This window comes from Citricoccus sp. NR2, assembly GCF_027594385.1.
Taxonomy (GTDB): Bacteria; Actinomycetota; Actinomycetes; order Actinomycetales; family Micrococcaceae; genus CmP2.
Genome location: NZ_CP115154.1, coordinates 2052555 through 2076413, shown reverse-complemented (window position 1 = coordinate 2076413; position 23859 = coordinate 2052555). Strand labels below are relative to the sequence as shown.

At 62.8% G+C, this 23859-nt stretch carries 24 protein-coding genes; 8 read left to right on the top strand and 16 right to left on the bottom strand.

What is annotated here, in order from left to right; all coding sequences use genetic code 11:
* Nucleotides 1–12 precede the first annotated feature (12 nt).
* Both O1A05_RS09775 and O1A05_RS09770 read right to left on the bottom strand, forming a co-directional pair.
* On the bottom strand, nt 13–1758 hold the full coding sequence (locus tag O1A05_RS09775; protein ID WP_270105031.1) for an L-aspartate oxidase: 1746 nt from the start codon (nt 1756–1758) through the stop codon (nt 13–15).
* A gap of 46 nt (nt 1759–1804) precedes the next feature.
* A complete protein-coding gene (locus O1A05_RS09770; protein WP_270105030.1) occupies nt 1805–2152 on the bottom strand; it encodes an SIP domain-containing protein in 348 nt (115 codons plus the stop codon).
* A gap of 246 nt (nt 2153–2398) precedes the next feature.
* On the opposite strand from O1A05_RS09770, the gene O1A05_RS15735 reads away from it, so the two are divergent.
* The 3 genes from O1A05_RS15735 (at nt 2399) to O1A05_RS15725 (ending at nt 3584) form a co-directional block, all read left to right on the top strand.
* Nucleotides 2399–2644 carry a hypothetical protein gene (locus tag O1A05_RS15735; RefSeq protein WP_442867624.1) on the top strand — a complete coding sequence of 82 codons (246 nt, stop codon included), beginning with the start codon at nt 2399–2401 and terminating at the stop codon, nt 2642–2644.
* Between the two features lie 188 nt (nt 2645–2832).
* Entirely contained in the window at nt 2833–3294 is a 462-nt protein-coding gene (locus tag O1A05_RS15730) for an MMPL family transporter (RefSeq protein ID WP_442867684.1), read from the top strand.
* A 20-nt stretch (nt 3295–3314) separates the two neighbouring features.
* Nucleotides 3315–3584: a hypothetical protein gene (locus tag O1A05_RS15725; RefSeq protein ID WP_442867623.1), complete on the top strand. Its 270-nt coding sequence runs from the start codon at nt 3315–3317 to the stop codon at nt 3582–3584.
* Nucleotides 3585–3639: 55 nt separating this feature from the next.
* On the opposite strand, the gene solA is transcribed toward O1A05_RS15725, so the two are convergent.
* From solA to O1A05_RS09740, 5 genes are all read right to left on the bottom strand, one after another.
* Nucleotides 3640–4791: an N-methyl-L-tryptophan oxidase gene (gene solA / locus O1A05_RS09760; protein ID WP_270105029.1), complete on the bottom strand. Its 1152-nt coding sequence runs from the start codon at nt 4789–4791 to the stop codon at nt 3640–3642.
* 31 nt (nt 4792–4822) lie between these two features.
* Nucleotides 4823–5956: a tyramine oxidase subunit B gene (locus O1A05_RS09755; RefSeq protein ID WP_270105028.1), complete on the bottom strand. Its 1134-nt coding sequence runs from the start codon at nt 5954–5956 to the stop codon at nt 4823–4825.
* A 72-nt stretch (nt 5957–6028) separates the two neighbouring features.
* Entirely contained in the window at nt 6029–6367 is a 339-nt protein-coding gene (locus O1A05_RS09750; RefSeq protein ID WP_270105027.1) for a P-II family nitrogen regulator, read from the bottom strand.
* Nucleotides 6368–6409: 42 nt separating this feature from the next.
* A complete protein-coding gene (locus tag O1A05_RS09745; protein WP_270105026.1) occupies nt 6410–7648 on the bottom strand; it encodes an ammonium transporter in 1239 nt (412 codons plus the stop codon).
* 237 nt (nt 7649–7885) lie between these two features.
* Nucleotides 7886–8545 carry a GntR family transcriptional regulator gene (locus O1A05_RS09740; protein WP_270105025.1) on the bottom strand — a complete coding sequence of 220 codons (660 nt, stop codon included), beginning with the start codon at nt 8543–8545 and terminating at the stop codon, nt 7886–7888.
* Between the two features lie 183 nt (nt 8546–8728).
* On the opposite strand from O1A05_RS09740, the gene O1A05_RS09735 reads away from it, so the two are divergent.
* The 4 genes from O1A05_RS09735 (at nt 8729) to O1A05_RS09720 (ending at nt 14229) form a co-directional block, all read left to right on the top strand.
* Nucleotides 8729–10027 carry an NRAMP family divalent metal transporter gene (locus O1A05_RS09735; RefSeq protein WP_270105024.1) on the top strand — a complete coding sequence of 433 codons (1299 nt, stop codon included), beginning with the start codon at nt 8729–8731 and terminating at the stop codon, nt 10025–10027.
* Between the two features lie 92 nt (nt 10028–10119).
* Complete coding sequence (locus O1A05_RS09730; protein ID WP_270105023.1) at nt 10120–10884, top strand: LamB/YcsF family protein; 765 nt, start codon at nt 10120–10122, stop codon at nt 10882–10884.
* A 10-nt stretch (nt 10885–10894) separates the two neighbouring features.
* Nucleotides 10895–12493, top strand: a complete 1599-nt coding sequence (gene pxpB / locus O1A05_RS09725; protein ID WP_270105022.1) for a 5-oxoprolinase subunit PxpB — start codon at nt 10895–10897, stop codon at nt 12491–12493.
* Complete coding sequence (locus O1A05_RS09720; protein ID WP_270105021.1) at nt 12490–14229, top strand: acetyl/propionyl/methylcrotonyl-CoA carboxylase subunit alpha; 1740 nt, start codon at nt 12490–12492, stop codon at nt 14227–14229. Before pxpB ends, O1A05_RS09720 begins: the two co-directional genes overlap by 4 nt.
* Nucleotides 14230–14307: 78 nt before the next feature.
* Here O1A05_RS09720 and O1A05_RS09715 read toward each other — a convergent pair whose 3' ends face one another.
* The 7 genes from O1A05_RS09715 to O1A05_RS09685 all read right to left on the bottom strand — a co-directional run bounded on the left by O1A05_RS09715 (nt 14308) and on the right by O1A05_RS09685 (nt 21504).
* Nucleotides 14308–15804, bottom strand: coding sequence for a peptide MFS transporter (locus tag O1A05_RS09715; protein ID WP_270105020.1), 1497 nt, complete (start codon nt 15802–15804; stop codon nt 14308–14310).
* Between the two features lie 86 nt (nt 15805–15890).
* Nucleotides 15891–16235, bottom strand: coding sequence for a CHY zinc finger protein (locus O1A05_RS09710; RefSeq protein ID WP_270105019.1), 345 nt, complete (start codon nt 16233–16235; stop codon nt 15891–15893).
* A gap of 20 nt (nt 16236–16255) precedes the next feature.
* Nucleotides 16256–17335 (bottom strand): ABC transporter permease, encoded by a 1080-nt coding sequence (locus O1A05_RS09705; RefSeq protein WP_270105018.1) that lies wholly within the window; start codon nt 17333–17335, stop codon nt 16256–16258.
* Entirely contained in the window at nt 17332–18150 is an 819-nt protein-coding gene (locus O1A05_RS09700; RefSeq protein ID WP_270105017.1) for an ABC transporter permease, read from the bottom strand. Before O1A05_RS09700 ends, O1A05_RS09705 begins: the two co-directional genes overlap by 4 nt.
* Nucleotides 18151–18365: 215 nt before the next feature.
* Nucleotides 18366–19889: a sugar ABC transporter ATP-binding protein gene (locus tag O1A05_RS09695; RefSeq protein ID WP_270107546.1), complete on the bottom strand. Its 1524-nt coding sequence runs from the start codon at nt 19887–19889 to the stop codon at nt 18366–18368.
* Between the two features lie 41 nt (nt 19890–19930).
* The gene (locus O1A05_RS09690) at nt 19931–20980 is read right to left on the bottom strand and encodes a substrate-binding domain-containing protein (RefSeq protein WP_270105016.1); all 1050 of its coding nucleotides are present in this window, start codon (nt 20978–20980) and stop codon (nt 19931–19933) included.
* Nucleotides 20981–21234: 254 nt separating this feature from the next.
* Nucleotides 21235–21504: a hypothetical protein gene (locus O1A05_RS09685; RefSeq protein ID WP_270105015.1), complete on the bottom strand. Its 270-nt coding sequence runs from the start codon at nt 21502–21504 to the stop codon at nt 21235–21237.
* Between the two features lie 12 nt (nt 21505–21516).
* On the opposite strand from O1A05_RS09685, the gene O1A05_RS09680 reads away from it, so the two are divergent.
* A complete protein-coding gene (locus O1A05_RS09680) occupies nt 21517–21744 on the top strand; it encodes a hypothetical protein (protein WP_270105014.1) in 228 nt (75 codons plus the stop codon).
* A 416-nt stretch (nt 21745–22160) separates the two neighbouring features.
* Here O1A05_RS09680 and O1A05_RS09675 read toward each other — a convergent pair whose 3' ends face one another.
* Both O1A05_RS09675 and O1A05_RS09670 read right to left on the bottom strand, forming a co-directional pair.
* Complete coding sequence (locus tag O1A05_RS09675) at nt 22161–23255, bottom strand: hypothetical protein (protein ID WP_270105013.1); 1095 nt, start codon at nt 23253–23255, stop codon at nt 22161–22163.
* Nucleotides 23256–23394: 139 nt separating this feature from the next.
* Nucleotides 23395–23811, bottom strand: a complete 417-nt coding sequence (locus O1A05_RS09670) for a hypothetical protein (protein WP_270105012.1) — start codon at nt 23809–23811, stop codon at nt 23395–23397.
* Nucleotides 23812–23859: the final 48 nt, after the last annotated feature.

Genomic DNA, 23859 nt, shown 5'->3' with positions numbered 1-23859 from the left:
AGCGAGAACGTCTTACTCGACCAGCTTGCCGTCCTGAGACACCTCTTGGATCAGTGCCGCAATATCAGCCGGAACCTCCGGAATGGGCTCGTGGGTCACGGTGCCGTCAGCGGACCACACCATGTTCACCTGCAGCGCCGGGTCCGTCTCCGGGTAGTCAGCGCGGTTGTGGCAACCCCGGGTTTCGCGGCGCTCCAGGGCGCACTGCAGGGTGGCCTTGGCTGCCAGCAGGGAAGACTTCAGGTCGAAGACGTGGGAGAGCTCCTCGTATCCGGACAGGTCGGGGTGCACGCCTACCTGCGAGTACTTGGCTTCCACTTCGGCCAGCTTGGCCAGACCGGTCTTCAGACCCTCTTCGTCGCGGACGACGCCGCAGTGATCCGTCATGATATTGCGAATATCTCGCTGCAGGGCACGCACGTTGTATTCGCCGTCGGCGTTGAGCAGGTCCATGACTTCGGTCCGGGCGCGGTCAATGGCAGCCAGCGAACGCTTCTGGACCTCCAGCCCGGCCGAGTAGACGGCAGCGGCCTGACCGGTGATCCGGCCGAAGACGAGCAGCTCGATCAGCGAGTTACCGCCGAGACGATTGGCCCCGTGCAGACCGGAGGACGCCTCACCGATGGCGTACAGCCCGGGCACTCCGGTGCCGTGGTCCTCGGCGTCGACCCAGACGCCGCCCATCGAGTAGTGCGCAGTGGGGGCGATCTCGATCGGCTCCTTGGTGACGTCCTTCATCTGCAGTTCCATCATGGTCTGGTAGACCCGCGGGAGTCGTTCCATGATGGTTTCACGCGGCAGGTGGGAGATGTCCAGCCAGACGCCACCGTTTTCGGTGCCGCGGCCTTCCTTGATCTCGGTGTAACCGGCCAGGGCCACGCGGTCACGGGTGGAGAGCTCCATGCGCTCGGGATCATACCGCTCCATGTAGCGCTCGCCGAGGGCGTTGCGCAGGATGCCGCCCTCGCCGCGGGCAGCCTCGGAGATGAGAGTGCCGGCGTCGGCTTCGGGCTCCAGAATGCCGGAGGGGTGGAACTGGACCAGCTCGGCGTCGCGCAGTCGAGCACCCGCCTCGACCGCCAGGCGGAAGGAGTCGCCGGTGTTCTCGTTACGGCGGGAGGAGGTGCGGCGCCAGATGCGGTTGTGACCACCGGCGGCCAGGATGACGGCGTCGGCGTAGATCAGCTGACGCTCGCCGGTGACCTGGTCGAATCCGTAGGCGCCGAAGACGACGCCGTCCTCGTTGGTCAGAATCTGGGAGATGTAGACGGTGTCCAGAATCTCGATGTCGAGCTGATCAGCACGGCGCACCAGAGTGCGCTGGATTTCCAGACCGGTGTAGTCGCCAGCGAAGGCGGTGCGGCGCCACTTGTGGGCACCGAAGAAACGCTGCAAGATCCGCCCGTCGACTTCACGGGCGAAGTTCATGCCGTAGCGCTCCAGATCCTTAATCCCCTGCTCGGCGCCCTCGGTGACGATCTTGACGATCTCGGGATTCGCCAGGAAGTAGCTCTCCTTGATCGTGTCGGCCGCGTGCTGCTCCCAGGTGTCCTCCGGGTCGATTGTGGCCAGAGCGGCGTTGATGCCGCCGGCGGCCAGGGAGGTGTGCGCGTCGGACTTCTGCCGCTTGCCGACGGCGATCACGTCGACGCCGGCCTCGGCGAGCTCGATGGCGGCGCGCAGGCCGGACCCGCCCGTCCCGATGACCAGGACGGAGGTCGATGTGCGTTGTTCTGGGGTGGATCTGAGTTCTGACATTCTTCAGTACCTTCGTGTTGATGGGGTCGTGGGTTTTACGACGTTCTCAATGAAAATGCGGGTGATGCAGATGCAGTTCGCCATTGACCGCGGACAGGTCCCGGCAGCGCTCGGAGACACCGAGATTGCCGTGACAGCCGACCCACATCAGATAGGGCAGGTCGTGCCCGGTGAGGTGATCCGCCATCCATTCCACGGCCCAGGCGTTGAGCGCCTGGAGCGCACGATCGCCGGGAGCAGCCGGCGCATCCTGCGGCGAGTTCAACAACCAGTGCACGGTCATTCCCTGCGGTGCGGCGATCGGCACGATGCACTGATCTGAGGGAACTTCGATGAAGACCTGGCCGTAAGACGTGTCTGGCAGCGTGGCCAGGATGCGGGCAATCAGCTCCACATCGCGGTGGTCACCAACAAAGAGGAAGTGTGAGGCACCGGACATGCGCAGCGGGCTCCTTATAATTCGCGGCAGACGTTCGTTTCACGCTATTCCAGCTCACATAAAAAGGCAAGGCTCGCCTAATATGAAGCGTCCCATCGTGATTAATGCCTCCTGCGGTAGGCGACAAGCTGGGCGATGCGGATCGCGCCACCCCACCGCCTATGTTTGGGAGCCCACATGTCACACCGAGCACCATCGTCGATGACGTCACCGACCAGGGGACGCCGTTGGGTGCGGGTACTGCTTCCGGCCGTGCTCGTGCTGCTATGGCTGGTCGGCGCCGCGATCGGCGGCCCCTATTTCGGGCGGGTCGGTGAGGTGTCGTCCAACGACCAGACCAACTACCTTCCAGACTCGGCCGAAGCCACCGAAGTGCAAGCCGTCCTGTCCGACTTCACCGATTCGGACGCCCTACCCGCGGTGGTGGTGTTCACCGCCGAGTACTAGCTGACCGAGACTCAACTGGATGCGCTGGCGAAGAACCTCGACGCGGTCGCGGAACTCGAGGGGGTGCTGGCGGAGACCGCGCCGGCGGGAGTGTCGAGTTTCGTGACGGGACCGGCCGGTTTCAGCGCGGATCTGGGTGCAGGTTCTCCGGTATCGATGGGCTGCTACTCGGGGTGGCGTTGGCGGCAGTGTTCGTGATTCTCGTCGTCGTATATCGATCGTTCCTGCTCCCGATTGCGGTGCTGGCGACCTCGGTTTTTGCCCTCACCGTGGCGCTGCTGGTGGTCTGGTTGCTCGCTGCAGCTGATGTGCTGCTGCTGAGCGGACAGACCCAGGGCATTCTGTTCATTCTCGTGATCGGTGCGGCCACCGACTATTCGTTGCTGCATGTGGCGCGATACGGGGAGGAGCTGCGACGTCACTCCTCCGCCTGGGTGGCCAGTTGGAAGGCGCTGCGGCGTTCAGTGGAGCCCATTCTTGCTTCGGAGGCCACGGTGATCGCGGGGCTGTTGTGTTTGTTGCTCTCCGATCTGAAATCTAATAGCACCCTCGGGCCCGTGGCCGCGATCAGTATTGTCTTCGCGATGCTCTCCGCGCTGACCCTGTTGCCCTCGATCCTGGTGGGCTTCGGGCGTGCGGCCTTACGGTGACAGACGAGGGATTCGCGCCGGTGGGACCGCCCGGATCTCCGACACCCGAACCCACTGTGGTCAATGGGCAGGTGCTCTTGCAGTCCACCCTGACGGATGCGGCGGATTCCAAGGCCGCGCAACAGACCGTGCCTCAGCTGCGCGAAATCTTCGCCGCAGCGCAGGACGAGTTGCAGGCACCAGTGCTGTTGGTGGCCACCACGGTATTGTCGTTCGGCACCGCGCTCGGGGTGGCGGCGCTGATGTTCAACCACGTCTTCCACTTCCCCGGAGCCGATCCGGCGGTGTGATCACCGCTGCCAGGCTAGTGCTGGCGGCAACATTCGCCGCGCTGGGGCGTCAGGATCAGCCGGACACGGAAACGGTGGGCACGACGGGGCGATGAGCCGCGACGGCGAAATCGGGGTGGTTGAGCGGGGCTTCGCCGTCGACCGCTAGTTGCGCCAGCAGTTCTCCGGTTGCAGGGGCGAGTTTGAATCCGTGGCCGGAGAAACCAGCGCCGATGATCACACGCCCGGAGGCAGAACGATCCAGGATCGGGGTCTTGTCCGCGGTGAAGCCATCATGGTGCAGGCTGTAGCGGGTGGGCTCCGGGATGAGTCCCGGGAACATTTCGGCCACCCGCTCGCCGAAAGCGGAGACGGCGTCGTCGTCCACGCGGAGATTCTGGTGTTCGGGCAGCCCCTCAAGGTCGCCCCAGCGGTCGCCGCCGCTGACCTTCACGCTGTACCCATCGAGCATGGGAACCCCGAAGACGTGGAAGCCGTCGCGGTCGCGGATGAAGCCGGGAAGCCGGTCCGCAGTGAACTGGCTGGCGTCTCGCGGCAGGAACCAGGTGAGCAACAACGGCCTGGCCACCACGAGATCGGCCACGCGTTCGTCCAGCTGCGGAGCCCAGGAGCCAGCGGTCACCACCACGGCGTCGAAGCGTTCACCGTGGGTCTGTGTGCGCACGGTGACTCCGCGTGAGTCTTCCGAAATCTCGCGAATGTGCTGATGCGCCCGGCACTGCGCTCCGTGGTGTTGGGCTTGTTCGAGGGCACTGAGTACGCCCAGTTCGGAGCGTAGGGCGCCGCCGAGCGGATCCAGCAGCCCTTGTTCGCCGTCGACGATGTCCATCTGAGGGTAGCGCCGGCGCAGTTGCTCGGTGGTGAGCAGCCCGTGCTCCAGCCCGCTGGCCTCCACGGACCGGATGAGGCGCTGGAAGCTCTCGTCGTCGTGCGGGGCCACGGTGAGTGCGCCGACCGGGTGCATCAGTTCCCTGCCTGCGAGCGCCCCCAGTTCGCTCCACAGTGCGTGCGCCCGCCGCAGCAGCGGAACGTATTTGGGACCCTCATGGTAGGCGGAGCGGAACAGCCGGGATTCCCCCGTGTAGCTGCCGTAGCCGTGGTTCAGCCCGAACTGTTCGAAGCCCACGACTTCCACTCCGGGGCGCTGGCTGAGGTGCCACAGCACCATCGATCCGGTGGTGCCGAGTCCGATGACGGCGATTCTCATGGTGTGTCCGTTCCTTCCGTTCCCCAGTGGCTTAGGCCAGTGCCGGGGTGTCCCACAGCGACAGGCGGGTGCCGACATCGTGCCGCACAGCGTTACGGTACACCTCGGTGGCCCAGGCAACGTCTTCCACGGGCATGCCCCCGACCGAATAGAGGACGATCTCGTCTTCGTTGCGGTGGCGCGGGGCTTTGCCGGTGGCGACGTCGGCGATCTGTTCGAGCTTCCACTCAGGCAGTCGGCCTTCCTTCATCAGCTCGTAGAAGCGGGTTCCCGGGATGCCGAGAGCTTGGTAGGCCCCGCGGCCCATTTCCTCGTACCAGGCATCGTAGAGTCCGCGGGCGTCGAGCACGGTGCGGGCTTCCTCGATCACGAAGTCGTCGTCGAACCGGGCCGCGGCGGGTAGGAGCAAAACCGCCCCCGGTTTGATCCACCGACGGCGGATGTAGGGGAACGCGCTGGAGCCGGCGGCATCGGTGGTGGTGGCAGTGATGACGACGTCGGCGTCGCGCACCGCGGCTTCAATACTGTCGACCGCCTCCACCCGGGTGATCTGCGGGTAGCGCTGCTGAATGTGCTCGGTGAAGCGCTGGATACCGGCCGCGCTGCGCCCTTTGACCTTGATCCGCTCGATGCTGGGGCGCTGGGACAGGGCGGCCTCGACGATGGTGCGGCCCATCACCCCAGGGCCGATCAGGCCGATGGTGTCGGCGTCGTCGCGGGCAAAGTGCTTCACGCCCACCCCGGGGACGGCCCCGGTGCGATAGGCGGAGAGCAGGTTGGCACTCATCACCGCCAGCGGCGCCCCGGTGTCGGTGTCGTTGAGGGTGAACAGGTGGATGGAGCGCGGCAGGCTCCTGGTCTTGTTTTCGACGTTGGATCCGTACCATTTCACCCCGGTGGTGCCGAAGCGCCCACCCAGGAAAGCTGGCATCGCCATGAACCTGCGGTCGGGACCGTCGGCGGGCATACCGGGGAACGCGGGAGCCTCGGGAAAGGTGATCATGGCGCCGTGCGAGTCGTGACTAGCTCCGGCCATCGCGTAGTCTCCCTGTCGCAGCAGGATCAGCGTCTCCTCCATCACCTCAACGCAGCGGGCAATGTTGGTGACGCCGGCGGCGATCATGTCGGGTTCGCTGAGGTAACGGAAGTCGAGTGCAGTGTTCATGGGTGCTTATCCTTTGTCTCGTGCGGGGCTCGCGTGCGGCGTGGAAGTGGCGGTCGCGGTGGAGCGCGGGTGTCAGACGGCGGCGTCGCCGGTTTCGCCGGTGCGGACGCGCACCACGTGCTCGACGGCGGTGACCCACACCTTGCCGTCGCCGATCTGCCCTGTGCGGGCGTGGTCGACTATCAGCTGCACAGCTGTGTCTACCTGCTCGTTGGCGACAACGAGTTCCAATCGCATTTTGGAGCGGAAGGGGACGCTGACGGCCATGCCGCGGTAGTACTCGGTGCGCGAAGCCTGCGCACCGTGGCCCTTGACCTCTGTCACGGTGACGCCTGGAAAACCCGCTTCGGTCAACGCTTGGCTGACGTGGTCGAGACGTCCGGGCTGGATGACGGCGGTGATGAGTTTCATCTGATGCTCCTGGTGGTTCCTGCGGAATGGGTGCGGGATCGGTCAGATTCTGGACTGCTCATACGCTGACTCGGCGTGGATCGACTGGTCCAGGCCCAGCGCTTCGGCCTCGTCGTCGACCCGGATGGGCGCGATCTTCTTCATGACGGTGGCGATCAGCCAGGTCATGCCGAAGGCGTAGACCAGGGTCACGGTGATCGCGACCAGCTCCCGCCAGATCAGGCTCACGTCGCCGCCGAAGACCACCCCTGCAATACCTGCCGGTGCGGAAGCGGCCCCGAAGAAGACCACGAACAGTGCACCGACGATGCCGGCGATCCCGTGAACTGCGAACACATCGAGCGAGTCGTCAATCTGGTGACGGCGTTTCCAGGTAATAGCCCAGGCGGTGGCCGCAGACGACAGGAGTCCGACGAACATAGCCCCCAGCGGGGTGACGGCATCAGCCGACGGCGTGATGCCGACCAGACCCGCGATCATGCCGGTGGCCATACCCAGCATTGTCGCCTGTCCGTCACGCAGACGCTCCACGATCAGGAACCCGAGCATCCCTGAGGCCGCCGCGATGATGGAGGTGAGAATGACGTACTCAGCCAGGAAGTTCGCCCCTCCGGCGGTGCCGCCGTTGAACCCCATCCACCCTGCCACGATCAGCCCGGTGCCGATCAGCACCAGCGGGAGGTTGTGCGGTCGGTCCGCAGTAGACTTCCGCGCCCCCAGCACCAGCGCCAGTGCCAGTCCGGCCGCGCCAGCGTTCATGTGCACCGCGGTGCCGCCGGCAAAGTCGTGAAGATCCAGCACATTGCGCATCCAGCCGCCGACATACCCGGTTTCAGGATCCGATACCGCAAAGACCCAGTGCCCCAGCGGGGCATAGACCAGCAGTACCCACAGGGCACAGAACACGAGCCAGGCACCGAACTTCATGCGCGCGGCACCGCCTGAGGCCACCAGTGCCACGCTGATGGCGGCGAACAGGATGTAGAAGGCGCCCCACAGGGTGCCACCGGCGCCGTCGTCTTGCGTGAATTGCTGATAGGTGGCGTATTCAAAAGGATTGCCGATGATGCCCCAGCCGCCCACGGAGTCACCCGTGACCAGACCATGGCCTATCACGATGTACACCACGGTGGTGACGCCGAGCGCCCCCATGATCATCATGAACATGTTGAGCACATTCCGGCTGTTCAGCATGCCTCCATAAAGCAATGCCAGCCCGGGGAACATGAGCGTGACCAGGGCGAATGCCGCCAAAATCCACGCGGTGTCTGCGGCTTCCATAGGACCGCCTCTCCTCGATCAGTGTTCGACATCTGCACGGATGCGATGTCGATGGATTCACCGTAGGGAGTGCGTGTTTCGGCACCGTTTCGGAAACATCGTTGCTGATGTTTCCAATCACGGGACGTGTTGCTATTGGATGACGCAGTCTGCGAATCGAGCACCTTGCCTCGCGCAGAACGAAGTCACGTTCCTTATCGATCGTGCCATCCTCGATCTTGACGGCACGGCGCGTGATCAGACGTGGAAGCCGTTGAACGCCGCGAGGACTAGCCGCTCACTCTGCGTCAGATAGTCCTTGAGCGCCTCAGCCGCTTCACCCATGCGTCCGGCGTCGAGCAGGCCCATGATCTCCACATTGCGTTGCACAAACGCCGAATGTAGATATTCCGGTGCGTTCAAATTGATGAAGGCGAGACGAAGCTCCGCCGTGAGAGAGCGGAACGATCGAATCAACCGTGGACTGTCCGAGAGTGACACCAGCGCCATGTGCCATTCCATGTTCGCCGTTCCCACCGACGTCCAATCTTCGCGCTCGGCCGCTTCCACCGCATCATCGACAATGCTGCGTGCCTTGATCAGGGCTGGGTGCTTCGGTGTTGCCGAGGCGACTACGGGTAGCTCGATCAATCTGCGTACGCGGTAGACATCGAGAATTCCGGCCACAGAGGGTTCACTGACGAACACCCCGCGATTCGGCTTCCGGACGAGCAGCCCCTCATGCATCAGCACTCGGAACGATTCGCGCAGAGTGTTGCGAGAGACGTCCAGTTGCTCTGCAAGTGCACTCTCCGAAAGCTGCTCACCCGGTACAAACACGCCCGTCACGAGGCGATCGCGCAGGGATTCAGCCGTTCGCTCGACCAGATCCAAGGGGGACTTCTTCTCAGCATTCACTCTTGCAGGATACGTGCTCGCCAGGCTCCAACCATCTCCCCACGGCCCGTACGTGTCGAAGACTGCACCAAAGGCGGTGAACAATGCTCCTCGCATTGTTGAACAACCTGTGGTGTAATGGTGATCGCCACCACACGACCAGTCGTTCCTCAACATCTGGCACGACGTCATCCGGGAGACTCCATGAGCGATCATTCACCTGGCAACGACGAGACCCGTACCGCTGACCACAGCCCGGCTTCTTCCGGGAAGGTCGCGGTGGAAGCCCAGCGCTTCGCACGCAGTCGCAAAGCATCACTGATCGGGGCGATCTTCATGATGGCCACCAGCGCCATCGGCCCCGGTTTCATCACCCAGACAGCCACCTTCACGGCCACGATGGGCGCGGCCTTCGCGTTCGGCATCTTGGCGTCGATCCTCATCGACTTCGCCATTCAGCTCAACGTCTGGCGCATGATCACCGTCTCAGGCAAGCGCGCCAGCGATCTAGCGAATGCGGCAATCCCCTACTCCGGATATCTCCTCGCCGTGCTGGTGATCATCGGCGGTTTCGTATTCAATATCGGCAATATCGCTGGTGCCGGGCTGGGCATCAACGCGATGCTCGGCCTGGATCCGCGCATCGGCGGACTCATCTCAGCGCTGATCGCCATCGGCATCTTCATCTCGAAGAAGGCGGGGATCGCTATCGACCGAGCGATGATCGTGCTCGGACTGGTCATGATCGCTTTGACCATCTACGTCGCCATCGTTTCGCAGCCGCCGGTCGGTGATGCCCTGCGCCAGACCGTGCTGCCCGACTTCATTGACTTCGCCGCCATCACCACCATCGTCGGTGGCACCGTGGGCGGCTACATCACCTATGCCGGAGCGCACCGTTTGCTGGACTCGGGCACCGCCGGTCCGGAGAACATCAAGGAAGTGTCCCGTGCCGCGGTCAATGGCATCCTGGTCACGGGCATCATGCGCTACATTCTCTTCCTTGCCGTGCTAGGCGTGGTGGCCAGCGGCGTCGTCATCGATACCTCCAGCGCCCAGGCCAACCCCGCGGCACAAGCCTTCCAGTTCGCAGCCGGCGAGTGGGGCCTGCGCGCCTTTGGTTTGGTCTTCTGGGCGGCCGGCATCTCCAGCGTGATCGGCGCTGCTTATACGTCCGTCTCGTTCTTTACCGTGTTCTTCAAGAACATGACGGACCGCGCCCGCAGCTACACCACGGTCGGCTTTGTTGCCGTGTCCCTGGTGATCTACCTGATCGTGGGCACCACACCAGCCGCTCTGTTGGTCTTCGCCGGTGGTTTCAACGGATTGGTCTTGCCCGTCGGATTGACGATCTTCATGTACATCGGCTGGTTCCGCCGGGATCTGCTGGGCGGACACAGGCACCCGGTCTGGCTGCTGGTGGTGGGCACCATCGTGACGGCGCTGACCTGGTACATGGGTGCGCGGTCCGTGGTCCCGATCTTCCAGTTCCTCGGTTACTGACACGCCCGAGGACGACATTTCAACACACACGAGCACGGCACTTCGGCCCCGGTTATCCTGACACGGCGGTCGAGACGACGAAGGAGCACCCTGTGGCAACCATCGATTTGAACAGCGACGTCGGCGAGGCGTTCGGCCCTTGGCCCATGGGCGACGACGAGGGCATGTTGCGGCTGGTATCCAGCGCGAACATCGCCTGTGGCTTCCATGCCGGTGATCCTCGGGCGATGCGAGCCACCGTCCGGCTCGCCGCTGAGCGAGGCGTAGCCGTGGGCGCGCATGTGGGTTATCGCGACCTCGCGGGTTTCGGCCGCCGCGCCATGGATGTGGCCAGCGAAGACCTCATTCCCGAGATCATCTACCAAATCGGCGCTCTGCAGGCGATGGCGCGGGCGGCCGGCACCACGGTGCGCTACGTGAAACCGCACGGCGCCCTCTACAACACCATCGTCCACGACACCCGCCAGGCTCGCGATGTCGCCACCGCGATGGCCGAGGTCGACACGAATCTCGTCCTGCTGGGCCTGCCCGGCAGCCAGGGACTGATTGAGGCCAACAAGGCCGGTCTTGCCACGGCCGCTGAAGCGTTCGCCGACCGCGCGTACACTCCCGAGGGCACCCTGGTCTCGCGGCGCCAGGCCGGTGCGGTCCTCGAGGATCCGGTCAAGGTAGCTCGGCGCATGGTTCAACTGGTCGAGGACGGCACAGTTGAGAGCATCGACGGCACCGACGTGAAAATCAGCGCGGATTCGATCTGCGTCCACGGAGACAGCCCCGGCGCGGTGACCATGGCGGATCGCGTGTACCAAGAGCTGCGCGGTGCCGGCGTCGAGATCGCTGCTTTCGCCCGAGCCTGAGGAAGCCTCCATGACCGCCTCAACGAAGCGCTATCTCACGGCCGGTGCCCAAGCTGTTCTGGTGGAAGTCGATGATCTGTCCGCCGTGCTGGCTTTGACCGATGCCTTGCGCCGGGCCCAGATCTCCGGTGTCACCGAGTTAGTACCAGCCGCCCGAACCGTGCTGGTAACCTTCGACCGCACCACCGACCGGGATACGGTCGTTTCCGCCATCGATGCCGTGAACTCCGGCGAAGTCACCGTCAGTGAACCGCGCGTCATCGAGATCCCCGTGCGTTACGACGGCGAAGACCTCGCCGAAGTCGCCGCACATCTTGGGATGACCGAAGACGACGTCATTCGCCGGCACACCGAGAGCGAATACACCATGGCCTTCGCCGGTTTCGCACCCGGATTCTGCTACCTCACCGGCGGCGATCCCCTGCTAGATGTGCCACGTCGCAGTAGCCCCCGTACGCGGATTCCCGCCGGATCGGTGGGACTGGCTGGCACCTTCAGCGGCGTCTATCCCCGATCCAGCCCGGGTGGCTGGCAGCTGATCGGTACCACCGATGTCGTGATGTGGGACGAACAACGCGATCCTGTTGCCCTGGTGAATCCCGGTGACCGAGTGCGCTTCGTCCGTGCCAATGACGACGACGCTGCTGTCACCGCAACCGGTGCGGAGCCCACAGCCACCGAGGACGCTCCCGTTCCGGCCACTGGGCTGCGCATCATCCGCCCTGCGGCGCAGACTTTGCTCCAGGATCTCGGCCGCGGGGGTCACGCCCCGCTCGGGGTACCCGCGGCCGGTGCAGCGGACGCATCAGCCCTGCGCTGCGCAAACCGACTCGTCGGCAACCCGGCCAACGCCACGGGACTGGAGCTGCTGCTTGGTGGACTGGAAGTGGAATGTCTCGGCTCCGTCGACGTAGCCGTGGCCGGAGCACGCACCGACGCCACCGTGACCCGCGCCAGCGGAGCCATTTGGTCTATCACCGACCAGCGGCCCATCGCGCTCTCAGCAGGCGACCGGCTCCGCCTCGGCGCCCCCATCGATGGGCTGCGCAGCTACCTCGCCGTGCGCGGTGAGATCGAGGTGGACCCGGTACTGGGCAGCCGCTCCACCGACACGCTCTCGGAGGTCGGGCCCGCGCCCCTGCAGGCCGGCGATGTGCTCACCGTCCGACCACCAGCCAGCCCGGCCCCTGCCGTCGGTGAACCCCGGCCGTGGCCCGAGGACCGCTTCACCACCGGTGAGGTTACGGTACCCATCCTGCTCGGACCGCGCCAAGACTGGTTCGATGAGGATTCCTTGGACCGGCTCACCTCCCAGCCTTGGACCGTTACGGATCGGTCGAACCGCGTCGGGCTGCGACTCCACGGCGACCAACCGCTGGAACGTGCCCGCAGCGGCGAACTACCCAGCGAGGGGGCCGTCACCGGCTCGCTCCAGATCCCGCCCGAGGGCCAGCCTGTCCTGTTCCTGAACGACCACCCGGTGACCGGAGGCTACCCGATCATCGCCGTCGTCGCCCCGTCCGCGCTGCCACTGGTGGCCCAAGCGCCACCCGGCACCCGCCTGAACTTCGTCCTCGACTCCACCAACACACCCCAGGAGACGTCATGAAACGCGTTCTGATCGCCAACCGAGGCGAGATCGCCGTCCGCATCATCCGCGCCTGCCGAGATTCCGGCCGCACAGCGATCGCTGTCTACGCCGACGATGACGCCGACGCGCTGCACGTGCGCCTGGCCGACGAGGCCTACGCGCTACAGGGAGCCCGCCCCCGTGAGAGCTACCTCGACGTCACCAAGATCCTGGCCGCGGCCAAAGAGAGCAACGCCGACGCCGTGCATCCTGGCTACGGGTTCCTCTCCGAAAGCGCAGACTTCGCCCGCGCCGTCATCGACGCGGGGCTGACCTGGATCGGTCCCGCACCCGAGGTGATCGAGAAGCTCGGCGACAAGGTCGCGGCCCGCAAGATCGCCCAGTCCGTCGATGCCCCGCTGGTGCAGGGCACCCCGGACCCGGTCTCCGATGCCAACGAGGCCGTGGACTTCGCCCGTGAGCACGGGTTGCCCATCGCGATTAAGGCCGCCCATGGCGGCGGCGGTCGCGGCATCCGCATCGCGTGGGACCTCGACGAGGTCGCTGAGCTCTACGACTCTGCGGTGCGCGAAGCCACCGAAGCTTTCGGACGAGGCGAGTGCTTCGTCGAGCAGTACCTGCAGAATCCGCGCCACGTGGAGGTGCAGATCCTCGGCGACGCTCACGGCAATGTCGTCGCCGTCGGCACCCGCGACTGCTCGCTGCAACGCCGCAACCAAAAGCTCGTCGAGGAGGCGCCCGCCCCCTTCCTCACCGACAAGCAGCGCGCGGAGCTACACAGCTCGGCCGAGCGTATCTGCGCCGAAGCCGGCTATCAGGGCGCGGCCACCGTCGAGTTCCTGCTGAGCACCGACGGCACGCTATCGTTCCTCGAGGTCAACACCCGTCTCCAGGTCGAGCACCCGGTCACAGAGGAAACTACCGGACTGGACCTGGTGCTGGAGCAGTTCCGCATCGCCGAAGGCGAGCCGCTCACCCATGAGGTGCGAACCGCCGGCGAGCGTGCGCACGGCCACGCCTTTGAATTCCGCATCAACGCCGAAGACCCGGGGCGGGGCTACTTGCCCACACCCGGCGAGATCAGCGTCTTCGATGCCCCGTCCGGAGGCGGCATCCGTGTGGATTCCGGCTATACCGTCGGTCAGGTGCTACCCGGACATTTCGATTCGATGCTGGCCAAGCTCATTGTGTGGGGCCCGGATCGGCAACGAGCATTAGCCCGCGCCCGGCGCGCCCTGGACGAGTTCCAGATCGACGGGGTCTCCACCGTGCTGCCGTTCCACCGCGAGGTGCTCCAGCAGCCTGATTTCACTGGCGAAGACGCCTTCGCGGTGCACACCCGGTGGATTGAGAACGACCTCGACGTCGACTTCGAACCGGCCCAGGCACCCGAGCCCGCAGCAGCAACCTCGCTGACCCGTACCTGGTTGGAGATCGACGGTCGCCGCGTCCAGGTGGGCATCCCCGGCATGCTGCTATCCGGACTCGCTTCAGCAGGAGGGTCATCGTCTTCAGTCGAGAAGGACTCTGGCGGCACGGTGGACGAGGGGTCAGTCACCGCACCCATCACCGGCACCCTGGTGAGCTGGAAGGTCGACGACGGCGCCACCGTGTCCCGCGGCGAGGTCGTGGCCGTGATGGAGGCGATGAAGATGGAGACCAACGTCGTCGCCGAGTCCGACGGCGCACTGAGCCTCACTGCCTCCGCAGGCGATCACTATGCAGCAGGTACCGCGCTCGGCCGGATCTCGTAGGTCGATTTTTCACGGACATAGAGACAGTCGAGGGACCCACCAATCAATGGTGGGTCCCTCGTTCGCGGTGAATGACGACTAGTTCACTCCGCGCATCCCCCGGTGCACGGGCCGCGCCAGCAGCAGCATGAGCACGCCGATGCCGATCGTCACCGCGCCGAGCACACCGAAGTAGGTGCCCTCATTCTCGGCGGAGTAGAACCGCGCCAGCGAGCCCGCCAAGGAAGTGCCCAGGGCCACCGAGAGGTTGTAGAGGGCCACCATCAGCACCGGGTACTGTGCCGGTGCCAGCTTGGTGGACAGGGAGAGTCCCACCGGCGACACCATGAGCTCACCCATGGTGGCCACCAGCAGGATCACGGCGATCCACAGCACCGGTACTGAGACGGTCGTAACCATCGGTAGGAAAAGCAGGAACGCGGAACCCATCAGGATGATGCCCCAACCGAACTTATTCGGGGTGGTGGGATTCCGCGTGCCGAGCCGAGTCCACAACAGGGCGAACAGTGGCGCGAACACGATAATGAACACCGGGTTGATCGACTGCACCCATTCGATCGGCATCTCCCACGAGAAGTCTCCCCAGGAGAAGTCGCGGTCGAGTCGGGTATCGGAGTAGATGGTGATCACGGTGAACTGCTGCTGGAACAGGGCGAAGAACGCCGAGGATCCGATGAACAGCGGGATGAAGGCCAGCACCCGGGAACGCTCGTCGGCGCCGATCTTTTTGGTGGTGAGCAGGAACGCAAAGATTCCGACGGCGGCTACCGCGGAGATCAGCACCGCCACGGTCGAAAGGTTCCCGGCGTTCACCACTCCGGTCACCAGCAGGACGCCCACCAGGAGGAGAGCCACCACGGTGCCGACGATCCAGCGCGGGTAGGAAGAACGAGGCAGTGGGTTCGGGACGGTGTGCACGTCGGCAGGCAGCTCACGACGGCGCCAGATGTATTGGCCCAGTCCCAGTGCCATGCCCAGCGCGGCAAGACCGAAGGCGAGGTGGAAGCCCCATTCCTGTCGGGCGAAACCGGTGATGAAGGGACCGAAGAGAGCGCCGATGTTCACGCCCATGTAGAACAGGGAGAAACCGGCGTCACGGCGCGGATCCTCGCGCGAGTACAGGTGCCCCACCAGGTTGGAGACGTTCGCTTTCAACCCTCCGGAGCCGATGCCCACCAGCAGTAGGCCCACGATGAGGCCGGGGATCCCCGGAATCAGGGCTAGCCCGATGTGTCCGGCCATGATCATGACCGCACTCCACAGCATGGCCCGCTCGGAGCCGATGAGCCGGTCCGCAACCCAACCGCCAATGATGCAGAAGACGTAGACCATACCGCCGTACGCGCCGACCACGCCCGTCGCGATGGCCGGGTCGATGCCCAGTCCCCCGCGCTCGGCTTCGAAGTACATGTACAGCAGCAGGATCCCCTGCATGCCGTAGAAGGAGAAGCGCTCCCAGAGTTCAACGCTGAACAGGGTGGAGAGCGGTCCCGGCTGTCCGAAGAACGTGCGCGCAGTGGGCAGTTCTTTGACCTCAACCGGAGAGGTCGATAGATCGGTGTCCTGAGTTTTCACCCGCGTGACTATACTCCGCGAAAAGCGTCTCGCGACCCACAGCACACGGCACTATGAGAAATCCCACAGGCCCTGTTGAGGTGGGATTATGCCGGTGCGCACCCGCCGTCTTCGAAGTACAGGTGAGCGTGTGCGGAGCATCCCGGGTTGAAAGCAGCGTCGCAGTGCGGGCAACGTGAGGTGGACTGATACTCGGCGACCGTCATGGTGCTTTGGCAGACGCCGCACAGCACGGCCGATTCGTGGAACCGCGAGCGCGGCCACGGCTGTTCGGGGTGTCCCGCGCCTTCAGCATGGCACAGATGGCAGGGCCAGTAATCACCGCAGCAACCGAAACGCAGCGCCACCACATCGAGTGCGGTGCGATAGTGCACGCATCGGGTCTGTGCATCGACGACAGCACCACGCACCACGATCTCCGGCTCGGTCATGTTCCCATTATGGCCGGTGGCTACGTCTTGCGCTGAAGGATATGACCTTTGCTCAGTCGTGCGGCCAGGAGCAGAATCAAAAGCAGCACAGCGCCTCGGGCCAAGCCCTGCCAGTGGAATGAGAGCCCAATCAGGTTCATCCCGTTAGCCAGGATTCCGAAGATCAACACGCCAATCGCTGTCCCTGCCAGCGTTGGTCGACCTGTTCGGCTCAACGTCGCACCGATGAAGACGGCGCCGATCGCGTCGAGGAGATATGCCTGACCGCCGTTGACGACGAACCCCTGGCTGCGTGCGGCAAGCAGGATGCCCGCCACTGAAGCGATTGCCCCAGCAACCAACCACGCCCCCGCAAGTGCCGCTGAGGATCGACGTCCTGCTATTCTCACCGTTCTTGGCTGTTCACCCGCGATGGTGACGATTCGGCCCCACCGGCTACGTTCCAAGAGAATCCACACCGCGACCAATACCAGCAACGCTGTCAGTATTGGAATCCCGATACCAAGCACACTTCCTCTTGCGAGGAACTGAAAGTCCTCGGGGGTCCGTGAAGCGGAAAGATAAATCGGAGATCCGCCTCCGGTAGCGACTAACTGCACGCCAGCTCCGATGAACCAAATGCTCAAGGTGGCCATGAATGGTCGAACTTTGAGACCAACGACGAGAACAGCGTTGATGGCACCAACCACGATTCCAGTCATCACCCCGAAGAGGATGGAAAACCAGGCGACGAACCCGTCATACAGCAGGAATGCTGTGGTCAGTGCTGCGAGATCGATGGCAACTCCGATAGACAAGTCGATTCCGCCTGAGCGGACGATCACCGTCATTGCAATCGCTGCGAGCAACAGCAAAGCGTATTGATTGACTACTCCAAGGAGGTTGCTCGCTGTGAGAAAGTTCGGAGACATCACACCGAAAGTGACAACGAGAACCAGGAGTAGTGTCGGGGCCAATAGCCGCGGAAGTGACGCTGCCAGCCCTTGGAACGATGTAGCGGCCGCAGGTTTGCTTCCGACCGTCCTATCTGACTTCTCTGGTGGTGTCGCATTGACCCCGTGCGAGATTTCCTCGGGACGAGTCTTCACGTTCTGGCTCATCGTGCCACCTTTCGTTCTCGCACGGCGGCCACGGCCAGCACGACCAAGATCAAGATTCCCTTGGTGACGCCCACCCATTGGCTCGGGACACCCAACGCAATAAAGCCACTATCCAGGACCGCGACAAAGATGGTGGCGAACAGCGTGCCGCTGAGAGTCACCACCAGTCGACGGGAGAAGGCAATCGACATGAAGGTTGCCAACAGAATACTGATCAGAGCCTGTTCACCGATGGCTGGTAGCGCGGCCGTTAACCGTGACGTCATGAGAACGCCAGCTATTCCTGCCAAAACGGCGGAAAGCACATATGAGACGAGAACATATCGATGTGTATTCAGCCCTGCGATTCGCGCCGCGGTCGGATTCTGCCCGACTGCATAGGCTTGGGCGCCCCATCGACCACGGCTAACGATCAGGAGGATAGCGAATACTGCCACTAAGACGATGACGCTTCCAGAAATCCCACCGATGCCGTCTCGAAGCCAGAAGATGACGGAGTGCGTTACATCTATCTTGACGTTCCCCGTCAACGCGATCGTTGCGCTCAGGGTGGCTGTCATAGTTGCCAACGTGACCAAAAGAGGTCTGACTCCAGCCACGACACTGTACCCGTTGATCAGTCCAATGATCGCAGCAGCTACTAAACCGAGGAATAGTGCGGGAACAATTCCGAATCCATCGCGCAGCAGGAAAGCGGTCAGTGCGCCGACGAACCCGAGGACAGCTCCGCTCGAAAGATCGATACCGCCACGCGCGACATCGTCCCCGCCAACAATGACGACGATCGTTACTCCGAAGGCAGCAACGGCATACACGGAAGCCTGCGTCAGGATGTTGAGGAGATTCCCTGTGCTGAGAAAAGTTGGAGCCAGGCTGGCGAAGAGAACTATCTCGGCTAGGACTATTCCGTACCCAATGAGACCCACCCACGCCGGGGCGCCTCGTCGTGGCGGTCGGGCTTCGGGGTAGCTCGGGTCCGGGGACAAGTCCAGGGATTGTCCCTCTACCTGCAATTGGCTCGAAGTGACCGTCATGAGGGTACTCCTGCTGTCGTTTCGCTGACGAAGAGTTCGGCTGTAGTCGAGGCTCCCGTGGACCACGCCAGGAGATTCTCGACGGTAAGTTCGTTTTGTGCCAGCTCCACAACGGGACGTCCGCGGAACAAAATGATGGCGCGGTCGGCTATACCGACGATTTCTTCGAGGTCGATACTGATCAGAAGCACCCCAACTCCGCTATCAACCAGTGAGTTGATCTCGTTATAGATGTGCGCCCGAGATCCGATATCGACTCCAGCGGTCGGTTGGTCAAGGATGAAGACCTGTGCTTGGGTTTCGAGCCACTTCCCCACGGACACCTTCTGCTGATTTCCGCCAGACAGGGCCGCGACCGGAGTCGTGCCGTCGGTTGGACGAATCTTCAGCCGATCTATGATCTTCTGTCCCAGAGCCTTCTCTGCGCGTCGCTTCAGGAGTCCGGCTGGCGACAGTCGCCCCAGCGAAGCGAGCGAAAGATTCTCATTGATCGAATGGCTACCGATCACGCCGTCTCGTCGGCGGTCAGCTGGAACGTGGGCACCGCCTCGAGCAACAAACTCTCGTGGATTCCTGATACGCCGCCCTCGAATCCTCACGTCCCTGCTTCGAACGCGTTGCAATCCCGTGATCGCATCGGCGAGTTCTTCTACCCCGGAACCAACGAGACCCGTCACCGCGACAATTTCGCCCGGACGAACCGCCAGCTCCAGTTCAGTTATTCGACCGGGGACGTGGAGACCCGAGATGTCTAGCAAGGGAGTTTCCAGTGGATCGGCCTTCGACGTGCGCTGGTGTCCGAATTCCGCCACCGACTCTCCCACCATCAGAGACACGATTTCGTTCACCTGATCCGACGTTCGGCTGGCCAGGGAAACGCTCCCAACATGCTCACCATTGCGGAGCACTTCGGCACGGTCGGCGATTTCGCGCACTTCGTCAAGATAATGGGAGATGTAGATGATCGGAATTCCCTGATCTTGAAGTGCTCGAACCGTCGAGAAGAGCTGGCGCACCTGTGCTGCCGCCAAGGGGGCCGTCGGTTCGTCTAGCACCAAGAGCCGCGGAGTCTCGCGAATAGCGATAGCGATCTGCAGGAGCTGTTGTTCCGCGACCGTAAGGTCGTCGATCAGAGTGTCGCCGTTTATTCGCAAACCGACGAGTTCGCTGATGCGGTTCTCGGCTTCCACGCGTCGACGAGCGCCAGCGAAAGCGGGCGAATCCGCAGCACCCAGGAAGAACTGCTCGGCGACCGTTAGCCGACCAGCCAAATGACGATCTTGATGGATCACCCGAATGCCAAGTGCGTCAGCATCCGCTGGGGACGTTATCTCGACCGCGTTCCCGTCGACGGCAATAGTCCCCGCCGTTGCGTCGTGGAATCCAGTCAAGATCTTGATGAGCGTCGATTTTCCTGCCCCGTTCTCTCCGAGGAGTGCAACGATCTCCCCCGGATACACGACGAGGTCCACGCCTTTGAGTACCTCTGCGGCGCCGAAACGTTTCCGAATCCCGCTCATGCTGACTCGCGGCGGGTGTGAGTTTCGTTCCGTTTCGATGGTCATATACCTAAGTCCTCACGAACCTCGATCACGTTGTCCTTCGTCACGAACACCGGGTCCAGGTAGGAGCTCAGCGGAACCAGGTCTTCTTGTCCGTTCAGATATCGAGCGACGTTGTTCACCGAAGCTTCGCCGAAGAGCGTGGGTTGCTGAGCGACGGTGAATTGGAAGTTCGATTCGGGATCCTCTATCAGATCCAGCGCACCGGGTTCAGCGTCCACGCCATACACCGGAATTTCGAGGTTCTTCGCGTCGATAGCTTGTGCCGCACCGATCCCTGGTAAGTCCCAGCACGTCCAAACAGCGTCGACACCGTCTTCTCCCAGGCGGGTCAGCGCATCGTTCGTCTTCTGCCGCGCATCTTCGATCGTTCCTTCGTAGGTATCCTGAAGCTCCGGCTCGATCACTTCGATCTCGGGATAGTTCTTGAGGACCTGTCGGAACTGGTCATACCGGATTTGGCATGGCACGACATCGTAGAAGCCGTTGAAGACCAAGACATTGCCTTCACCACGAATGTCTTCCGCCAGGTTCCGCGCCAAGGTGGATCCGATGTTCCAGTTGTCCGAGCCGATGTTGTTAGCCGAGTAGGGGCTCGCATGGTCAATGGTGAAGATCGGAATGCCGGCGTCGTCGGCCTTCTTCAGTGCCGGACCGAGCGTCACGGTGTCGCCGAGGACAATCACGATGGCGTCGACTCCTTGACTGATCAGGTTCTCGACATTGGAGACGTGCTTATCGTCTTGGGCATCGGCCTGAGTTGCGACGACTTCGCCGCCGAGTTCCTTGACCTGGTTCTGGACGCTTTCGTACACATTGCGGCCGAAGTCCCGCACCACATCCTTAGCTGCCAGTCCGACGGTGAATCCCTCGAGCGAAGGAACCTCAGAACTGTCTTCTTCCAAGGTCCCGACGGCTCCGACAGCAGTTGAATTCGCGTCGGCTTCCTCGACGTCACTGGTACGGATACCGCCGCATCCCGCCAGGGCGCTACCGAGCACCATCAAGGAGGTCAGTGCCGTGAGCGTGCGCAGAATTTTCGTCATCATGTTCCTTCAGGTGCGCGTCGCTTGGCAGCGCGGAGGCGACGTCGTTGATCTCGTGGTAGTTCGACGTCATCCGAGCTTCTTTAGACGTCATCCGAGTTCAAACCGTACGAGCGACGCGCCATCCCTCAAAGAACTTCGTCACTGTTAGTCATGCAACTCCGTTCATAGGCCAAATTGACTTCAAACGGACCACAAACAGTCGGGTCGATTACGGCATGGGCCAGCGAAGGGGACGCGCTTGGGAGAGAATCACATCATGACGCGAACGCACAATGCATGGTGACAGCGGCTTCGCTTCCGGTCCCGGATTCTACGAGTTCCGGTTGGAAGCCGAAGAAGGTCATCTCGACATCGGCGAACAACGGCATGTCACCCACGTCGTAGATGCCGACGGTCTCACCCGTCTGCACCACCAACGGCGCGTCAGCAACAGGAGCAGCGAATGCTTCGACAGTGTCGTCCAGGATTCCATCGAGCCATTCGGAACGAGGACAGACCCCGCCCCAAGCCTCAACTGGTTCCATCTGGATAGGGAAATGACTTTCGCCGATGAGATCGACCCGAATGTCTCGTACCTGAACCCCGGTGCCACCGCTGGCGCAGTCTCGACCGCCATCTGTGGTTGGGAGCCACAGGGTCTCGTCGACACGGAACCCGCCATCAATCGCGGACACCGAGTGGACGGTGTCACCGCAGTTGGTGCTTCGGGCGATGGGATACATCAACTGTTCCGCGAGGACCCCACTCTCGTCATCTGTACCTAGCCAGACATACCAAAGTTCTTGCAGTCCGTTCCCGTCCACCTGCGTCACTGGTACGACGAGGTCTGGAATACCGTCGGAGTTAGCGTCACCCTCGATCCCGACGCCGATCTCATAAGTCCGATGGTACTCGTCAGTGGCTGCTCCGGACTCGAAGCTCACCACCTCCGGTTCCATCTCTCCGTGCGCGGAGAAGGACCACTCTTCATCGGCAATCCACGCCTCAATTTCTGCCGCGGTTGCCGGCTCCGGCGTCGATGCTATCGACTCGCTCGGCGAGGGGCTCTGGATCGTTGAGGCGACTGAATCAGGCGACTCGGAGGCCGTTGGTTCAGGTGATGTTGACCCGGTCACGCACCCACTCAGCAGCAAGGCAGCCCCCATCAACGCAACGGTGGGGGTTGCTGACCGACCACGCATCATCGCCCACTCTCGACGGAAGGTTTCTCAGTTCCCGAGCCAAGGGTCGACGACGCACCGCGGTCGCCGAGCGCGGCGCCGAAGGCGCTCGGGAAATCCGCTGGGAGTAACTCCAAGCGCCCTGATTCACCGATACTCAAGTGGGTCGCGATCATCGCGTTGCGTCCAATAGTGGTGCCAGCGAAGGTGACTGCCTCGCGTTCTCCATAAGGACGCGCCACCAGTGCCTTCAGCCGGTCCGTCGCATAGGAGACGTCCTCTGGCGCAAAGCGCGCCGATAACGTCGGAACCCACGCTGCTATCACTCCCCCGGCGTGCGTCGATTGGCCCCCATAGGAGTTGGATACGGCCATAATCATTTCCGCGACCCAGTCTCGGACACCTGGCCCGGACATCGAGACCACCCTGAAGGTGTCATTGCCATTGATCTCGAACACGGCGAACAATGCGTCACCCATCAGGTTCGCCCTGGTGCTTTGGCTGAGCGATAGGTTGGCTATGGTCGTTCCCGACATGCTTCCTGAGGTAACGCTGGAGTTGACCCCCGTCGAGCGAAAACGGTCATAATCCAGTGCCCGTCCGTGGTTGCTAGAGATGCCGAATGATGTCGCGAACATGCGCATACTGGTCTCGAGGACGCCAGTGATGGCGCCGACGGTCTGCTGGTCGAAGTGCCGCTCAATCTCAATGATCTTCGCGTTCCGGATGACGGTGTCACCCGGTGTGGAATAAAACTGCGAGCGCGGTGTCTGAGCGAAGGCCACCAACTTATGGTGCAGTTCATTGGCTTCAGCGATGTCACGACGGTTGAAGGACCGAGCACGGATTTCCGCTGTCAGTCCTATCAAGAAGAAAACCGCACCGACGATGAAGAAGATCCCGCCGAAGAATTGGCCGGAGATAAACGCCGAGGCGAATCCAATCGGCGCTGTTCCACTCTGAGCGGCAACATCAGAGCCCACCGAAGAGATCATCGCGGCGAACCCCAACGAGCAGGCAAGCCAAATGAGGAGGATGACGACTCCCCAGATCAGGAAGCCTCGTTTTCGTTGCGATTGAGCGGCGGCGGACATTCCAGAAACGACACTGGCCACGACGGATACTCCTCCCGTCTGCCCGAGGGGCTACTCACGAGCCACCATCAGCATGGATGAATACCCTTCACAGGATATCACCAGGTTTTGTGAAGTTGTCTAGGATTTTCGGACAACTCGTTCCCGGCGGGCATGTCGTTCACCTCTCCCGCAGGGAGTATCCGAGCTGGTGAAGCCAATCCGGGAGGGGGCGGATCCGCATTCGATCTAGCTCCTGTGTTCGGTCGTCGAGTTCCTCCCACACCACGAGGTCCGGATGCTCATTTCGTCCCGAGGTCCTCGCGAACCGACACCAGCGTAGATGCTCCAGCCGGGCGCCGACCTCGAGTTCTTCCTCGGTCAGGTGGAGCCGTCTGCTGGGAAGATCGCCCTCCACGATCTCGAATCCGAGTGCTGCGAGAATGATCGGTGCGAAGTGCGCCGAATCCAGGTTGGCTTCACGCTCTCGTGCATCGAGGTCGTCCCACATCAGCGCCCGCTCGGGCTGAGATTCCACATAAGCACGGTGGGCTTTCCGCGCCAAAACCTCCAGGTGTTCCGGGTGCATGCCTGTCATTCTGGGCCTCCTGCAGATTATGATGTCAGAAATTGGGCATGGCCGGAG

Bases quoted from the DNA above. Each gene is read 5' to 3' on its own strand.
- O1A05_RS09745 (WP_270105026.1), bottom strand. From the start codon at position 7,648: ATGGAAGCCGCAGACACCGCGTGGATTTTGGCGGCATTCGCCCTGGTC.
- O1A05_RS09775 (WP_270105031.1), bottom strand. From the start codon at position 1,758: ATGTCAGAACTCAGATCCACCCCAGAACAACGCACATCGACCTCCGTC.
- O1A05_RS09685 (WP_270105015.1), bottom strand. From the start codon at position 21,504: ATGGAACCAGTTGAGGCTTGGGGCGGGGTCTGTCCTCGTTCCGAATGG.
- O1A05_RS09690 (WP_270105016.1), bottom strand. From the start codon at position 20,980: ATGATGACGAAAATTCTGCGCACGCTCACGGCACTGACCTCCTTGATG.
- O1A05_RS09705 (WP_270105018.1), bottom strand. From the start codon at position 17,335: ATGAGCCAGAACGTGAAGACTCGTCCCGAGGAAATCTCGCACGGGGTC.
- O1A05_RS09755 (WP_270105028.1), bottom strand. From the start codon at position 5,956: ATGAACACTGCACTCGACTTCCGTTACCTCAGCGAACCCGACATGATC.
- O1A05_RS09680 (WP_270105014.1), top strand. From the start codon at position 21,517: ATGACTTTCGCCGATGAGATCGACCCGAATGTCTCGTACCTGAACCCC.
- solA (WP_270105029.1), bottom strand. From the start codon at position 4,791: ATGAGAATCGCCGTCATCGGACTCGGCACCACCGGATCGATGGTGCTG.
- O1A05_RS09720 (WP_270105021.1), top strand. From the start codon at position 12,490: ATGAAACGCGTTCTGATCGCCAACCGAGGCGAGATCGCCGTCCGCATC.
- O1A05_RS09695 (WP_270107546.1), bottom strand. From the start codon at position 19,889: ATGAGCGGGATTCGGAAACGTTTCGGCGCCGCAGAGGTACTCAAAGGC.
- O1A05_RS09735 (WP_270105024.1), top strand. From the start codon at position 8,729: ATGAGCGATCATTCACCTGGCAACGACGAGACCCGTACCGCTGACCAC.
- pxpB (WP_270105022.1), top strand. From the start codon at position 10,895: ATGACCGCCTCAACGAAGCGCTATCTCACGGCCGGTGCCCAAGCTGTT.
- O1A05_RS09710 (WP_270105019.1), bottom strand. From the start codon at position 16,235: ATGACCGAGCCGGAGATCGTGGTGCGTGGTGCTGTCGTCGATGCACAG.
- O1A05_RS09670 (WP_270105012.1), bottom strand. From the start codon at position 23,811: ATGACAGGCATGCACCCGGAACACCTGGAGGTTTTGGCGCGGAAAGCC.
- O1A05_RS09750 (WP_270105027.1), bottom strand. From the start codon at position 6,367: ATGAAACTCATCACCGCCGTCATCCAGCCCGGACGTCTCGACCACGTC.
- O1A05_RS15735 (WP_442867624.1), top strand. From the start codon at position 2,399: ATGACGTCACCGACCAGGGGACGCCGTTGGGTGCGGGTACTGCTTCCG.